Origin of the sequence: Corynebacterium tuberculostearicum (genome assembly GCF_016894265.1) — a bacterium.
GTDB lineage: Bacteria > Actinomycetota > Actinomycetes > Mycobacteriales > Mycobacteriaceae > Corynebacterium > Corynebacterium tuberculostearicum_D.
This window is the reverse complement of sequence record NZ_CP069791.1, coordinates 1,954,354-1,968,588: the sequence shown is the minus strand read 5'-3', so window position 1 is coordinate 1,968,588 and position 14,235 is coordinate 1,954,354. Positions and strand designations below refer to the sequence as shown.

General features: G+C 61.6%; 12 protein-coding genes and 1 tRNA gene. 4 read left to right on the top strand and 9 right to left on the bottom strand.

Features of this window, described 5'->3' with window-relative positions; all coding sequences use genetic code 11:
* Positions 1 to 151: 151 nt before the first annotated feature.
* From I6J28_RS09390 to I6J28_RS09370, 5 genes are all read right to left on the bottom strand, one after another.
* Positions 152 to 225, bottom strand: a tRNA-Arg gene (locus I6J28_RS09390).
* A gap of 53 nt (positions 226 to 278) precedes the next feature.
* Positions 279 to 1,862, bottom strand: coding sequence for an alpha/beta fold hydrolase (locus I6J28_RS09385; RefSeq protein ID WP_204609451.1), 1,584 nt, complete (start codon positions 1,860 to 1,862; stop codon positions 279 to 281).
* Between the two features lie 124 nt (positions 1,863 to 1,986).
* Complete coding sequence (locus I6J28_RS09380; RefSeq protein ID WP_005323413.1) at positions 1,987 to 2,607, bottom strand: LutC/YkgG family protein; 621 nt, start codon at positions 2,605 to 2,607, stop codon at positions 1,987 to 1,989.
* Positions 2,604 to 4,109: a lactate utilization protein B gene (locus I6J28_RS09375; protein ID WP_005327611.1), complete on the bottom strand. Its 1,506-nt coding sequence runs from the start codon at positions 4,107 to 4,109 to the stop codon at positions 2,604 to 2,606. Before I6J28_RS09375 ends, I6J28_RS09380 begins: the two co-directional genes overlap by 4 nt.
* Positions 4,109 to 4,894, bottom strand: a complete 786-nt coding sequence (locus I6J28_RS09370; RefSeq protein ID WP_204611449.1) for a (Fe-S)-binding protein — start codon at positions 4,892 to 4,894, stop codon at positions 4,109 to 4,111. Before I6J28_RS09370 ends, I6J28_RS09375 begins: the two co-directional genes overlap by 1 nt.
* Before the next feature lie 212 nt (positions 4,895 to 5,106).
* Between I6J28_RS09370 and argS the strand changes: the two genes are divergently transcribed.
* The 4 genes from argS to thrB all read left to right on the top strand — a co-directional run bounded on the left by argS (position 5,107) and on the right by thrB (position 10,569).
* Positions 5,107 to 6,759: an arginine--tRNA ligase gene (gene argS / locus I6J28_RS09365; protein ID WP_204609449.1), complete on the top strand. Its 1,653-nt coding sequence runs from the start codon at positions 5,107 to 5,109 to the stop codon at positions 6,757 to 6,759.
* Positions 6,760 to 8,097: a diaminopimelate decarboxylase gene (gene lysA / locus I6J28_RS09360; protein ID WP_204609447.1), complete on the top strand. Its 1,338-nt coding sequence runs from the start codon at positions 6,760 to 6,762 to the stop codon at positions 8,095 to 8,097.
* A gap of 174 nt (positions 8,098 to 8,271) precedes the next feature.
* Positions 8,272 to 9,615 carry a homoserine dehydrogenase gene (locus I6J28_RS09355; protein ID WP_204609445.1) on the top strand — a complete coding sequence of 448 codons (1,344 nt, stop codon included), beginning with the start codon at positions 8,272 to 8,274 and terminating at the stop codon, positions 9,613 to 9,615.
* 24 nt (positions 9,616 to 9,639) lie between these two features.
* Entirely contained in the window at positions 9,640 to 10,569 is a 930-nt protein-coding gene (thrB, locus tag I6J28_RS09350; RefSeq protein ID WP_204609443.1) for a homoserine kinase, read from the top strand.
* Here the strand turns inward: thrB and I6J28_RS09345 are convergent.
* The 4 genes from I6J28_RS09345 to I6J28_RS09330 all read right to left on the bottom strand — a co-directional run bounded on the left by I6J28_RS09345 (position 10,556) and on the right by I6J28_RS09330 (position 14,181).
* The gene (locus I6J28_RS09345; RefSeq protein WP_204609441.1) at positions 10,556 to 11,215 is read right to left on the bottom strand and encodes a helix-turn-helix transcriptional regulator; all 660 of its coding nucleotides are present in this window, start codon (positions 11,213 to 11,215) and stop codon (positions 10,556 to 10,558) included. The genes thrB and I6J28_RS09345 overlap by 14 nt on opposite strands.
* A 38-nt stretch (positions 11,216 to 11,253) precedes the next feature.
* Positions 11,254 to 13,086, bottom strand: coding sequence for an ATP-binding cassette domain-containing protein (locus tag I6J28_RS09340; protein WP_204609439.1), 1,833 nt, complete (start codon positions 13,084 to 13,086; stop codon positions 11,254 to 11,256).
* Between the two features lie 3 nt (positions 13,087 to 13,089).
* Positions 13,090 to 13,854: a molybdate ABC transporter substrate-binding protein gene (gene modA, locus I6J28_RS09335; protein ID WP_204609437.1), complete on the bottom strand. Its 765-nt coding sequence runs from the start codon at positions 13,852 to 13,854 to the stop codon at positions 13,090 to 13,092.
* 66 nt (positions 13,855 to 13,920) lie between these two features.
* Complete coding sequence (locus tag I6J28_RS09330) at positions 13,921 to 14,181, bottom strand: DUF2249 domain-containing protein (protein WP_040425040.1); 261 nt, start codon at positions 14,179 to 14,181, stop codon at positions 13,921 to 13,923.
* Positions 14,182 to 14,235: the final 54 nt, after the last annotated feature.

Here is a 14,235-nt window from a genome sequence, read left to right as displayed (position 1 = left end):
AACCCGAGCAGGAACGGCGTTCAGACAAAGAAAAATGACCCCTCCGAACGAACAGAGCGGGTCATTTTTGTGTTCGCGGCCGTTTTCCTTCGGCCGGCAGGAGGTTTCGTGAAAAGATTGGAACAGTTTCGTGAAACCCCACTTCTAACCGTGTCCCCGACAGGGATCGAACCTGCGACCTTCGGTACCGGAAACCGATGCTCTAATCCGCTGAGCTACGGAGACATCGCTGGGAAAATTCCCAACGATGTGATTTTAGCGCATGGGTTAGCGGGGGACTAAATCAACCCGGGGGCGTCGGCAGTAGTGACTTCGCCGGTGCGCAGGTAGTGCACGCCAATGTCATCAACGACCTTATTCTGGGACGCAAAGTGGGCATGGCCGGGGCCGTGGACGGTGACCACACGCGACTGCATCGGCTTGGAGAGGCTGGTGTGGTATTGGTACGGCGTTTGTGGGTCGCCCGTAGCCTGAATCTGGAGGGGCTTGGTGGCCAGCTTAGAGCCATCGAGAGGCGCCTGGCCTGTCACTGGCGTGCGGCCGCCACAACCCGCGCCGGAGCCGTAGAGGGAATTGATGAGCGTGAAGGGATCAAGGCTGACGAAGTTGGTCCACAGGTAGCTTGGGTACAGCAGCGGATTGCCGGGTACGGTGTTTTCATTGCAGACAATGAGGTTTTGCATATTCATCGCCTGAGCCACGGATTCTTGGTGTTTGCGCACTGTCTCCGGGTCGGGTTGCTCAGCATCCATGGGCTCGCTGCCATTCAAGTGCTTGGCAAAGGTATCCCACTGCGCAGGAACCGGAACAGCGACGCGCGTCATCCCCAAGAGTGGGGATGAAACCTGCACGGCATTGGGGTGCTGAATCTTCTGGCCGAGGAACTCCGCCTGCACGCGCAGCGGGCCGGTGGCGGTCATGATGTCCGCGCCAGGCTGGCCGGCAAACTCGAGCCCTGGAGGAAGGTCACCAATCTTGGCATTCGGCGGCAAAACAGTAGGGCGCACGCCGGCCTCGCGGGCTACCTTCTGTGACCATTTTTCATAAACCTGGAGCGGGGTGCTGCCGAGGTGGTACTTGGCGTCATTTTTGGCAATGAACCCAAAGAGATCATGCAGTCCCTTTTCATAGCCACGCTGTTGCGAAGCAAAGATGCCATTCCAGGCCAGCTTGGGGCTCATGCCCGAATCCAACAGGACCTTGCCGGTATGCTCCGGATACTTGGTGGCGTAGGCGGAGCCGAGGTAGGTGCCATAGGAGGTGCCGGCGATGTCAATCTTTTCTTCGCCCAAGGCGCGGCGCACCATTTCCCAGTCCTGCAGGGTATTCGCGGTGGTCAGCGAGTTGGTATAGCCCGGGGTGTGCTTTTCGCAGGCATCGCGGGTGAGCTTACCTACCTGGAGGCTTTCTTGGAGCGGATCGGTGGTTGCAGTGGCATCGCACTTTACTGGCGTGGAGCCGGGCAAGCCACGCGGTTGTACACCGATGGTGTCCCACTCATCGCGCACGGCCTGTGGCCATGGATTAGCGCTATTGCCGGCCCAACCATAGGCATCGCCACTTGGGCCACCAGGGTTGGTAAACAATGCGCCACGGCGGGCGCTTGGCTTTGCGGCGGGAACGCGCACGAAGCCGACGCTAATGGTGCCGGCCTGTGGGTTGTCGTAATACGTAGGCACGTCGATGCGACCGCACTCGGCATTGGCGACGTCTACTTGCTCGGGGCAGTCTTCCCAGGAAATGGCGGGCTTGGTTTCTTGCGGAGCGGGGGCTGGCGCGGCCGTAGCAATCGGTGCAGCGACACCAATGGTGACCGCAGCAGCACCGAGCGTGGCCGCAAGCTTAGAAGAAAAAGAAAGCATAGGTTAGGTCTCCAGAATAAAAATGATTGGTAGACCTAGCCTATGCTTTTTTGATGCTTTTAGCATCATATTCACAGTAGGTGGGTGCCCTCACCGGCCGAGGCAGGAGAGGGGCTACACAGAACTACTTGACGATGACAACGATGAGGTCACGCGGGCCGTGCACGCCCTCGACACGAGTGAGCTCGATATCGGAGGTAGCGGATGGGCCAGAAATCCAGGTCGCTGGCTTCTCCGGGTTCATGCGGGAGATGACCTCAGGGATGCCGTAGACGATCTCATTCTGGTGGACGATGCACAGGTGGCGGTCCGGAACCAGGGTCAGTGCGCGACGGCCGCAACGCTCGTCAGACTCGAGCACGATAGTGCCGGTCTGCGCGGAGGTGACGTGGGAATAAGTAACCACAGCGTCGGTCTCGTTCAGGGTGCGCGGATCGACGGATTTATCGTCCGGCTTGGCGTCGAAGCCCTCGAAAAGGCTGGCGTCCATGCCTTCGGCGTAACGAATGTCGTTGCACTTGCGGTCCTTGAGGATCGTGGCGATGGTCTGCTTGAGCTCGCCTTCCTCGGTGACGTGCACCTCGGCCTTGTAATCCTCGAGTCGGTCAATGAGCATATCGCGCAGCTCGTCCGCGTTCAGGGTGCCCTCGTGGTGGTAATCGCGCGGGGCATCAACGTGGTCGGGGAGACCAGCCTGCTTCTGGGCGGAGCGGATGCGGCTTAGGATTTCCTGCTTTGCGTTCACTTTTTGGACTCCTCACGGGCCTCGGCAAGAAGTTCCTTGCCTTCTTCGGACTCGAACCACTGGCGGAAGGACTTCTTTGGCGGAACCGCGGTGTCGCGGCCCTCGGACCAACCGGACATAAACAGTGGCAGGGATTCGATGGTCTTGTTGGTGCCACCCAAGATGCGGCCCAAGGCGACCATGTGAGTTGCCTTGTTCCACAGCTTCGGGTTGCTCCACAGTAGCTGAATGGTCTTGAAGAGCTTCGGCTCGATTGGTGGGGTGGCGTGGGTGACCTTCTGGTGGCGGTTTTCCAAAATGACGTCGGAAAGCGGAATCTTCACCGGGCACACCTCGTCGCAGCGGCCGCACAGCGAGCACGCATAAGGCAGGCTGGCGGAAGGATCGTTGTGATCCTTCATGCCGGTCAGCTGCGGCGTCAGGGAGATGCCGATCGGGCCAGGGTAGACAGAGCCGTAGGCGTGGCCGCCGGCGCGCTCGTAGACTGGGCAAACATTCAGGCAAGCCGAGCAACGGATGCACTTGAGAGCCTGGTGGCCGATCGGGGAGGACAGGGCCGCGGTACGGCCGTTATCCAGCAGCACCAAGTGGAAGTTCTGCGGGCCATCGCCCTCAGTAACGCCGGACCACATGGAGGTGTACGGGTTCATACGCTCCGCGGTGGAAGAACGCGGCAGCAGCTGGAGGAAGACCTCCAGATCCTGGAAGGTAGGAACCAGCTTTTCGATGCCCATCACGGTAATGAGGGTCTCCGGCAGGGTCAGGCACATACGGCCATTGCCCTCGGACTCCACGATGTTGATGGTGCCGGTTTCTGCCACGCCGAAGTTGGCGCCGGAGATGGCAACCTTGGCCTGCATGAACTGCTCGCGCAGGAACTGGCGGGATGCCTCGGCCAACTCTGCTGGATTAGCCTGCAGGGTGTCATCGGTATTTGGCATCTTGTTGACGAAGATATCGCGAATCTCCGCGCGGTTGCGGTGGATAGCCGGAACCAGAATGTGGGACGGCTTATCCTCGCCCAGCTGCACGATGAGCTCGGCCAGGTCGGTCTCGCGTGCGTTGATGCCCGCTGCCTCCAGGTGCTCGTTCATGCCGATTTCCTGGGTGGCCATGGACTTAACCTTGACCACGTCGGTCTCGCCGGTGGCGCGAATCAGACCCTCAATGATCTGGTTAGCTTCCTTGGCGTCGCGTGCCCAGTGGACGACGCCGCCGCGAGCCTTGACTGCCTCTTCGAACTGCTCGAGCAGCTCTGGCATGCGGGCGGCAACGTCTTCCTTGATGGCGGAACCTGCAGCGCGCAGCTCCTGCCAATCATCCAGCTCCTCCACAGCGTTGGAGCGCTTCTCACGAATGGAGGTGGTGGCGTGCTGCAGGTTGTGGCGCTGGGTGGCGTTATTCAGGCCAACGTGTGCCAGGGGAACAAAGGCCTTGCTGCCGCGCAGGTTGCCGTAGCCTTCCGGCGCGCGCGGTGGGGTGGTATCGAGGAAAGAGGTCATTAGAGCATCGTCTCCTTGGAGTAAGCGGCGGAGGTCGGAGTCCATGGGTGCTCCTTGGTGGAAGCCAGGATCTCAGCCATGTGAACGGCGCGGACGCCGGAACGCTGGCGGCTCAAGGCGCCGCCGATGTTCATCAGGCAAGAGGAGTCACCGCCGGTGACGAACTCCGCCTCGGTTTCCTTGATGTGGCGAGTCTTATCGGTGACCATCGCGCGGGATACCTCTGCGTTCTTGATGGCGAAGGTGCCGCCGAAGCCACAGCATTCTTCCTTATTCGGAAGGGTGACCAGTTCGATGCCTTCGACTTCCTGCAGTAGCTGCAGTGGGCGGTCGCCCAGCTTCAAAAAGCGCAGGCCGTGGCAGGAGGGGTGGTACGTCACGCGGTGAGGGAAGAATGCGCCCACGTTGGTAACGCCTGCCACGTCTACCAGGAATTCCGGTAGGTCCAGGGTCTTCTGGGTGGTCTTGCGGGCGCCGTCGACGTCGGCGGAGTTGCCGTAACGGTCGGCGATGCGCTCGTGCTGCTCACGAACGGCACCCACGCAGGAGCCAGAGGCAGCAACGACGTAGTCGATGGAGGGATCTGCGAAGGCATCCGCATAGGAGCGGATCATGCCCAGGGTTTCCTTCTGGTAGCCGGTATTGATGTGCATCTGGCCGCAGCAGGTCTGTTCCTCCGGGAAGACCACCTCGTGGCCCAAGCGGGAGAGAACCAGTGCCGTTGCCTTTTGTACGTCCGGGAAAAGGGCGTCACCAATGCAAGTGGAAAATAGCGCAATGCGCATACGGTGCTCCTCGTTGATTCTTGACATGGGGGGTAGGCACAACCCTACTCCTTTTAAGCAGTACGTGCGTAATGCGTCCCTTTGTTGACCAGCGATTATTTCGCAATATCAATGTTGCAAAAAGTTGTTATCAAACGTTTGTCCTGCAAAGAGGAGTTTTCTGGCCCGGCCCTTTTCACACTTGACTTTTCAGTCCACTAGAATCGTGCGACATGACACCAGCTGATTTGGCCACATTGATTAAAGAAACTGCCGTTAAGGTCATGGAAAGCCATGAGCTTGATTCCTCCGTTTTGCCGGAAACGGTAACCGTAGAGCGCCCACGCAATCCTGAGCACGGCGATTACGCCACCAACGTGGCATTGCAGGTGGCTAAGAAGGCAGGTGCAAACCCGCGCGAGCTGGGCGGCTGGTTGGCAGAGGCCTTGGCGGACAATGATGCTGTTGCAGAGGCCGACATCGCGGGCCCTGGTTTCATTAATATTCGCCTAGCTGCCGACGCCCAGGGAGAGATCGTCACGCAGATCCTTCGCGCCGGCAAGGAGTACGGTTCTAACGATTCCTTTGCGGGTAAGAAGGTTAACCTCGAGTTTGTCTCCGCTAACCCGACCGGGCCGATCCACCTCGGCGGTACCCGTTGGGCGGCCGTGGGCGATTCCCTGGGCCGCGTGCTGGAGGCCTCTGGCGCGGAGGTCACCCGCGAGTATTACTTCAATGACCATGGCGGCCAGATTGACCGTTTCTCCCGTTCCCTGGTGGCTGCTGCGAAGGGCGATCCTACTCCGGAGGATGGCTACGGCGGAGCCTATATCCAGGACATTGCCCAGGCCGTCGTGGAGAAGAACCCATCCGCGCTAGAGGGCAGCGACGAAGAGGTCCAGGAAGCTTTCCGCGCAGACGGCGTGGAGATGATGTTTGCGCAGATCAAGCAGTCCCTGCACGAGTTTGGCGTGGACTTTGATGTCTATTTCCACGAGAACTCCCTCTTCGAATCCGGTGCGGTCGATGCCGCGCTGGAAAAGCTCAAGGCCGAAGGCCATATGTACGAGGCCGAGAATGCGTGGTGGCTCAAGTCCACCGTTTACGGCGATTCCAAGGACCGCGTGGTGGTCAAGTCCGATGGCAATGCAGCTTATATTGCAGGTGACATTGCCTACGTGGCCGATAAGTTCGACCGCGGACACGATTTGAATATCTACATGCTCGGCGCTGACCACCACGGCTATGTGCCACGCTTGAAGGCTGCCGCAGCCGCCCTGGGCTACAACGCCGACGCCGTCGAGGTGCTTATTGGCCAGCTGGTTAACCTCCTGCGCGATGGCAAGCCAGTGCGCATGTCCAAGCGTGCGGGCACGGTTATCACCATGGAGGATCTCGTGGCCGCCATCGGTGTGGACGCCTCCCGTTACTCCTTGGTGCGTTCCTCTGTGGACCAGAGCATCGATATTGACTTAGGCCTGTGGGAATCCCAGTCTTCTGATAACCCCGTCTACTACGTGCAGTACGGCCACGCCCGCCTGTGCTCTATCGGCCGCAAGGCCGCCGAGCTGGGCGTCGATTCGGAAGGCGCGGATCTCTCCTTGCTCACCCACGACCGCGAGGGCGACCTCATCCGCACCCTGGGTGAGTTTCCAGCCGTGGTGGAGGAGGCCGCGCAGCTGCGCGAGCCGCACCGCATCGCCCGCTATGCCGAGGACCTCGCTGCGGTCTTCCACCGCTTCTATGACTCCTGCCAGGTTCTGCCCAAGGCGGGCGAGGAAGAAGCTCCTATCCATGGCGCCCGCCTCGCGCTGGCACAAGCCTCCCGCGTGGTCTTGGCCAATGCCTTGACCATGGTGGGCGTGAGCACTCCGGAGAAGATGTAAGTGGCGGATTTCAATGAGCTGCCGGCCCACGTCTGGCCGCGCAATGCAAAGCGCGAGGAAGACGGCGTAGTAACCATTGCTGGTGTTCCGCTGCCGGATTTGGCGGAGGAATTCCAGACCCCGCTCTATGTCTTCGATGAAGATGACTTCCGGTCTCGCTGCCAGGACATGGCCCGCGCTTTCGGTGGACCCGAGCACGTGCACTATGCCTCCAAGGCATTCATTTCGAAGAAGATCGTGAACTGGGTCAATGAGGAAGGCCTGTGCTTGGATGCGGCCTCGCTCAATGAGCTCAAGATTGCCTTGGCCGCGGAGTTTCCGGCCGAGCGCATCACCACGCACGGTAATAATAAGGACGATGAATACCTGCGTTTGTGCGTAGACGCCGGCGTGGGCCACGTGGTCATTGACAACGAGCTCGAGCTGGAAGAACTCAATCGCATTGCGGGCGAGGCCGGCAAGGTCCAGCCGGTGATGATCCGCGTCAAGCCGGGTGTTGATGCGCATACGCACGAATTCATCGCCACGGCGCATGAGGATCAAAAGTTCGGTATTTCGCTCGCCACGGGTGCGGCCTTTGCTGCGGTCAAGCGTTGCTTGGAGGCGGACAACCTGCGCCTGAGCGGCCTGCATTGCCACGTGGGATCCCAGGTCTTTAATGCGGAGGGATTCAAACTTGCCGCGGAGCGCGTCATGGGGCTGTACCGCCAGATTTATACCGAGCTGGGCGTGACGCTGGAAGAGCTCGATCTGGGCGGCGGCTTTGGCATTCCCTATATGCCCTATGAGGAAGCGCTGGATATCGAGCGCGTGGCCGGCGATATGCTCGGCGCGGTCAAGCACACCGCAGAGGAGCTGGGCATTGAGGCGCCCTTCCTCTTGGTTGAGCCCGGTCGCTCCTTGGTTGCTGGCTCGGCGGTGACCGTCTACCGCGTGGGTACCGTCAAGGATGTAGAAACTGGCAAGTCGGATCTGCCGCTGCGTCGCTATATCTCCGTCGATGGTGGAATGTCAGACAATATCCGGCCAGCGCTTTACGGTTCTGCCTATGACGTGCGCGTGGTCAACCGCTTTAGCGATGGGGAAGAGGTGCCCTCCCGCGTGGTGGGCTTCCATTGCGAGTCCGGCGATATTCTCCTTGAGGACGGCGAGCTACCCAATGATATCCAGCCGGGAGACTTGATTGCCTTTGCTGCTACCGGTGGCTACCAGTACATGATGTCCTCGCGCTACAACGGTGCGGTGCGCCCGGCGGTCGTCGCCACGCGCGTGGGCCAGACCAAGCCCATGCTGCGCCGCGAGACCATCGAGGATCTTCTTTCCCTCGAAGTGGACTAGCCCACGCACTCGGTCCCCGTCACGAGGCCTAATTTAATTCAGGGCCTGTGACGGGGGCTTTTCTATCTATAGACCCATTTACAGCGAAAGTAGACAGCTTGTTCTGTATAGTGTCCTGTATCCGCAATTAGCGGGCACTAAACCTTTACCCCAACCGCACAATGGAGACGGATTATGGCTGCATCGACTAGCGAGCTTCAGGCACACGAGCATTCCGGCAAGGGCGAGGGCGAGACCGTTGGTATCGCGCTGCTGGGCTTCGGCACCGTTGGTGCTGAGGTCTTTCGCTTGCTGGGGGAGAATGCTCATGCCTTTGCTCACCGCATCGGTGGCCCAGCCGAGATTCGCGGCATTGCCATCCACAACAAAAATAAGCTGCGCCCGGGCGTGCCCCAGGAGTTGTTGACCGATGACGCCAAGGCGCTCGTCGCCCGCGATGATATCGACCTCGTGGTTGAGGTTATCGGCGGTATCGACTTCCCGCGCGAGTTGGTGCTCGCCGCACTCAACTCCGGAAAGTCCGTGGTGACCGCCAATAAGGCCCTGGTTGCAGCGCACGCAGACGAGCTGGCGGAGGCCGCCGACCGCGCCGGTGTAGATCTCTACTTCGAGGCTGCCGTAGCCGCCGCGATTCCGGTGGTGGGCATGCTGCGTCGCTCTCTGGCTGGCGATCAGGTAGAGCGCATCTCCGGCATCGTCAACGGCACCACTAACTTCATCTTGGACGCGATGGAGTCCACGGGCGCTTCCTATGATGAAGCGCTGGCGGAGGCTACCCGCCTGGGCTATGCCGAGGCCGATCCCACCGCGGATGTAGAGGGCCATGATGCTGCCTCTAAGGCCGCCATCATGGCGTCTTTGGGCTTTCACACCCGAGTGAAGTTCGAGGACGTCCACTGCGAGGGCATCACCAAGGTCACCGCAGCGGATATCGCCGCGGCCAATGAAGCCGACTATTCCATCAAGCTACTGGCCATTTGCGAGCGCCTCCAGCGTGCCGATGGCTCCGAGGCGGTCAATGCCCGAGTGCACCCCACGTTGGTGCCCAAGGAGCACCCGTTGGCTTCCGTGAGCGAGTCTTATAATGCCATCTTCGTTGAGGCAGAGGCCGCAGGTTCCCTGATGTTCTACGGCAATGGTGCAGGCGGCAATCCTACGGCGTCTGCCGTGCTTGGCGACGTCGTCGGGGCAGCCCGCAATATCGTCCACGGCGGCCGCGCACCGGGTGAAAATACCTACGCCAACCTGCCTATCGCAGATTTCGGTGAGGTAGAAACCCGCTACCACATTGATATGGAAGTCCAGGACCGCACCGGCGTGCTGGCCGCCATCTCCGCCGTCTTTGCCGACAATGACGTTTCCCTGCGCACCGTGCGCCAAGAAGATGGCGCGGACACCGCCCGCCTCATCGTGGTCACCCATGCCGCAAAGGAGGCCACCTTGGATACCATTGTGGCTGCTTTGGGCGAGCTCGAAGAGGTCAAGGCCGTTCATTCCGTAATCCGCCTCGGCAGCTAGCCCCGGCCCATAGACTAGACAGCTATGAGTATCGAAGTTGAAGTCGGCACGAAAGCCATCGTGACTGTTCCTGCCTCTACGGCGAACCTGGGCCCAGGATATGACACCTTGGGCATGGCGTTGAGCCTGTATGACACCGTCGAGGTAGAGGTCACCGCATCGGGCCTTACGGTGGAAATCTTCGGCGAGGGCGCAGAAGACCTGCCGCGCGATGGCTCCCACTTGGTGGTCAAGGCGATTCGCTCCGCACTCTCGGCGGCCGACGCCACCGTGCCCGGCCTGCGGGTGGTCTCGCATAATAATATCCCGCAGTCGCGCGGCCTGGGTTCTTCCGCTTCCGCCGCGGTGGCGGGCGTGGCCGCCGGCAATGCGCTGGCGGGAAGCCCCCTGACCCGAGAGCAAGTGGTGCAGCTTTCTTCCGCCTTTGAGGGCCACCCCGATAATGCGGCCGCCTCCGTGTTGGGCGACGCCGTGGTGTCGTGGACAAATGTCCCTGTCGACGGCCATTCTTTGCCGGACTACCGCGCCGCGTCCATCAAGGTGCACGAAGATATCCGCGCCACCGCGCTCGTGCCTGATTTCCACGCCTCCACCCAGGCGGTGCGCCGCGTCCTGCCTTCACACGTGACGCATTCGGATGCGGCGTTCAACGTCTCGCGCACCGCGGTGCAAGTGGCGGCATTGCAGAACTACCCGGATCTCCTGTGGGAGGGAACCCGCGATCGCTTGCACCAGCCGTACCGCGCGGATGTGCTTCCCGTGACCGCGGAGTGGGTCAACCGCCTGCGCAACCGCGGCTATGCGGCCTACCTATCCGGCGCCGGCCCCACCGTCATGGTGCTGCACACCGAGGATATTGAGCAGAGCATTCTTGCCGACGCCCGCGAGCAGAACCTCCGCGTCATCGACCTCACCGTGGCCGGCCCCGTCCGCGTGGAGCTTACACAGGCTTAATTTTTAGCCGGCACACGTTGGGGTGCTGGCGCGGTACCAAGGTGATCGAGGTGTCATCATCGCTGGTTTCTTGCAGGAAGCCAGCGTGTACCGCGCACAGGAACGGCGAAGGCTCAAGACCCGAAGAGACAAAGGGGCAAGCATGAAGCTCGATGTCGGTCGAGTCCGGCTTGGTGGCAGGATCAAAGCCCATATCGCGCAGGGTGGCAAAGAGCGTATCGAGCGCACCATTGGAGGCATCCGCGCCCGCGGCGCGCGCCCAGCGTCGCCCGATCTCGAGGGCCTTGGCTGAGGCGGCGTCATCAAGCTCTTCCTTATCCGCCAGCATCGTGGTCAGCACTTCCACCAAGGTGATGTATTCCTCTGCCACCGCTTTATTATCCGGAATGCGGGCTTGGAAGATGAGGGAGGGGCGCCCGCGGCCCTTACTCGGCGCGGAGACTACGTTGACGGCCCCAGCGTTGACCAGCTCATCGATGTGTCCGCGGGCGGTGTTGACGTGCATGCCTAGTTCCTCGGCAACGGTGCCGGCCTTGGCGCCTTCGGGGTGGCGCTGCACAGCGGTGAGCACCTCGCGCTGCTTGGGCGAGAGGTTGAGGGCCTCCGGAAAGAGTTCGGTGGTGGACCGGGGAAGTGAATCAGGCATGGTGGAAATCCGCCTTGGGGTCTGCGAAAACAGAAATACTAGTTGGGGTGGACAAAAACGTTTGCTTTAGACACTGTTAAGGATACGATGTTACCCGCCGCGACGCTTAAAGCGAACTCGCGGTCTACCGGTACTGTAGCCTCTTGGCCGCCCAGATCAACGCGCAGCTGCGCTGCCGCGAGGCTGGTGGGCTCGACAGCCAAGACGCGAGCTGCCCATTGGTTGCAGGCCTCTGGCGCTGCGCCAATTGTGGCCGCATGCGGGTCAAAGGTCACCGCCACCTTCTGCCCAGGCTCAATAGACGCAGCCTCCTTAGTCGCCAGAACGGTAATATCGCCGCACGCGACCTCGACGGCGGACGCGCTGATCCCGGTCACGGTTCCTTCGAGGCGATTGAGCCCCGCTAGCACCGCAACGAAGCCCGTTGGCGGTGCCTCAAGCAGACGCGCGGTTGCGCCGTGGGCCCGCACCTGGCCGGATTCCATGACCAGCATGTCCTGCGCCAGGTGCGCGATATCGAGCGCATCATGGGTAACAAGCAGCGTGGTACGGTCTGCGCGGGCCGCGTGCAAGAAGCGGCGCCACCTTTCGGCCGATTTCACATCGACGGCGGCAAGGGGCTCGTCCACAATCAAGACCGCCGGCCGTGCGGCTAGCGCACGCACCAACGCCACGTGGGCGGCCTGGCCGCCGGAAAGGGCGGGAACGGGGACGTCGGCAAGCTCGTGCAATCCCGCTGCCGCCAGGAGCTCCTGCGCACGTACCTTATCGCGGGTGACCATGGCCACCGCCTCCACGGCCGTCGACCGCGGCGGCAACCCCGGCCGCTGGGTGAGCAAGACGACGTCGGCGCCCTCCGGGGAGACCTCCCCGCCGCTCAGGCGCCCGGCAATGCGCCCCATCAAGGTTGTTTTGCCGGAACCATTCGGGCCCACCACGGCCGTTATGGCGCGCGGGGAAAAATCCGTGCGCACACCGTCGACGGTCACAGACAGCGCCGGCAGATCAGTGGGCCGGGTAAGGGCGCGGAGCTTATCGACGTCCATCCCATGCAACCTCCTGGCCTGCGGCTGGTAGCTTCGCCGCCGCAGCACAGGCAAGCCCGCAAGCGCCAGGCAGGCCAAGGCCAACCCGATAAGCAGCGCGGAGAGCACGTACGCGCCATCCGCATCGACTTCGCGCTCTAAATAAATGCCCAGCGGCATGGTGCGGGTGACCCCCGGCTGCGAGCCGGCAAAGGTCAGGGTCGTGCCGAACTCGCCCAGCGAGCGCGCGAAGGCCAACCCCGCACCCGTAGCCAAGGCCGGGGCGATGGACGGCAGGGTAATTTTGCCCAGGACCTCCCACCGACCCAAGCCCACGCCGCGCGCAGAGGCGAGGATTTCCTGGTCCAGCTGGCGCAGCGCCGAATCGACCGCCACCACCACGAAGGGCAGCGCCACAAAGGTCTGCGCCATAACGACCCCGGGGAAGGCGAAGGCGAAGTGGATGCCGAGGGCGTCGAGAAGCGGGGCCAGGTATCCCTTGCGGCCAAAAGCTGCGGTAAGGGCCAATCCGCCCACCACCGGTGGCATGGCCAAGGGCAGGTAGACCAAGAGGCGCACTACGGCGCTGCCGCGGCCGAGTTGCTGCACCCACAGGGCCAGCCCCACCCCCAGCACGAGCGCGAGGACCATGGATTGGAAGGCGGCTGCCACTGAGATGAGCAGCATGTCTCGGATCTCGTCGCGCGCGAGGTAGTCGGCGATGCGCTCCCACGGCACGCGCAGGCCAAGGGCGGCAACAGGGACGATGATGGTCGCTACCGCAATGAGACCAATGAGGCCGATAAGAAGCGGGGCTTTGGGGCGAATAGGCTGTGGGGCGGACATAGTCTACTCCGCCGGGGTGAAGCCGCGCTCGCGCCAGGTGGACGCAAAGTCGCCGCTCAAGATATCGAGCACCGCGCGAGCCTGGTCGGGGTGGGATGCTTCTGCGGTAACGGCGCCCACAATCTGGTTAGTGAATTTCTCTGCCCCAGGAATGTCAATCACCTCGACATCATCGCCGGCCGCGGCGGCATCGGTGGAATAGACCCACCCAGCATCCGCCTCGCCCGAGGCGACCTTTCCTAAAACGTCGGCTACCTGGCGTTCTTGGGAGGATGGATGGACGTCCAGGCGCTTATCAGAGATGATCTGGGAGGAGATATCGCCGCAGGGAACTTGGGGATCGCAGAGCACGAAGTGGTCGGAGTGGGGCAGATCCTCCACGGAATGGATTCCCGCCGGGTTGCCCTTGGGCACGACCATGACCATGACATTGGTGGCAAGCACCTCGGGCGTGGCAACCGTGCCATCCTGCACCGCCTTATCCATGGTCTTTTTCGAAGCCGTGAGGAGAAGATCGGCCGGGGCGCCCTCGCGCAGCTTGCTTACCAAATCGGAGGAGCCGCCATTGTCAAAGCTCAGATTCACTGGCGGCTCCAGCTGGCCTGCGCGCTGAGTGAGTTTCTCATTGATGACGCGGGTGGAGGATGCAACCAAGACATTGAGCGTGGCAGCATCCGCGTCCTGGGTGGAGGTCGTTGACGTTGGGGGAGCGCAGGATGTAAGCGCGAATGCGAGGGCGGCGAGGAGTGCGGCGGCGCGCTTCTTCATCTGCGGAGGGCTCCTTCTACGGCGGTAGTGTGACCTATCCAGGATAGCCCTCCGCCCCGTGAGGGTTTAGCTCACGCGGGTGAACTTGATGTGGAAGTCGTTTTCTTCTTCCTTGAGGTAGTCCAGCTCGAAGCTCTCCTCGCGGGCCTCGACCTCCTTGAGCAGGGGAACCGGATTATGTGGGGCGATGAGGATCATGGATTCGCCCACGTTGAGGGTGCCCAGTGCGCCGTGGATGGCGCCGTGGCGAACGGCGTGCGGAATCTCGGAGGCATTCAGAGTTGGGATGGAGTGTGGCTTATTGGCATCGGAGATGGGCAGTTGCATAGCGAGTGGTCCTTTCTTAAGGGGTGCGAGTTTCGCTCTGTTAGCAATATTAGT

Coding starts and splice junctions, on each gene's coding strand:
- I6J28_RS09385 (WP_204609451.1), bottom strand. CDS start 1,862: ATGCTTTCTTTTTCTTCTAAGCTTGCGGCCACGCTCGGTGCTGCTGCG.
- I6J28_RS09375 (WP_005327611.1), bottom strand. CDS start 4,109: ATGACCTCTTTCCTCGATACCACCCCACCGCGCGCGCCGGAAGGCTAC.
- I6J28_RS09370 (WP_204611449.1), bottom strand. CDS start 4,894: ATGCGCATTGCGCTATTTTCCACTTGCATTGGTGACGCCCTTTTCCCG.
- argS (WP_204609449.1), top strand. CDS start 5,107: ATGACACCAGCTGATTTGGCCACATTGATTAAAGAAACTGCCGTTAAG.
- I6J28_RS09355 (WP_204609445.1), top strand. CDS start 8,272: ATGGCTGCATCGACTAGCGAGCTTCAGGCACACGAGCATTCCGGCAAG.
- thrB (WP_204609443.1), top strand. CDS start 9,640: ATGAGTATCGAAGTTGAAGTCGGCACGAAAGCCATCGTGACTGTTCCT.
- I6J28_RS09345 (WP_204609441.1), bottom strand. CDS start 11,215: ATGCCTGATTCACTTCCCCGGTCCACCACCGAACTCTTTCCGGAGGCC.
- I6J28_RS09340 (WP_204609439.1), bottom strand. CDS start 13,086: ATGTCCGCCCCACAGCCTATTCGCCCCAAAGCCCCGCTTCTTATCGGC.
- modA (WP_204609437.1), bottom strand. CDS start 13,854: ATGAAGAAGCGCGCCGCCGCACTCCTCGCCGCCCTCGCATTCGCGCTT.
- I6J28_RS09330 (WP_040425040.1), bottom strand. CDS start 14,181: ATGCAACTGCCCATCTCCGATGCCAATAAGCCACACTCCATCCCAACT.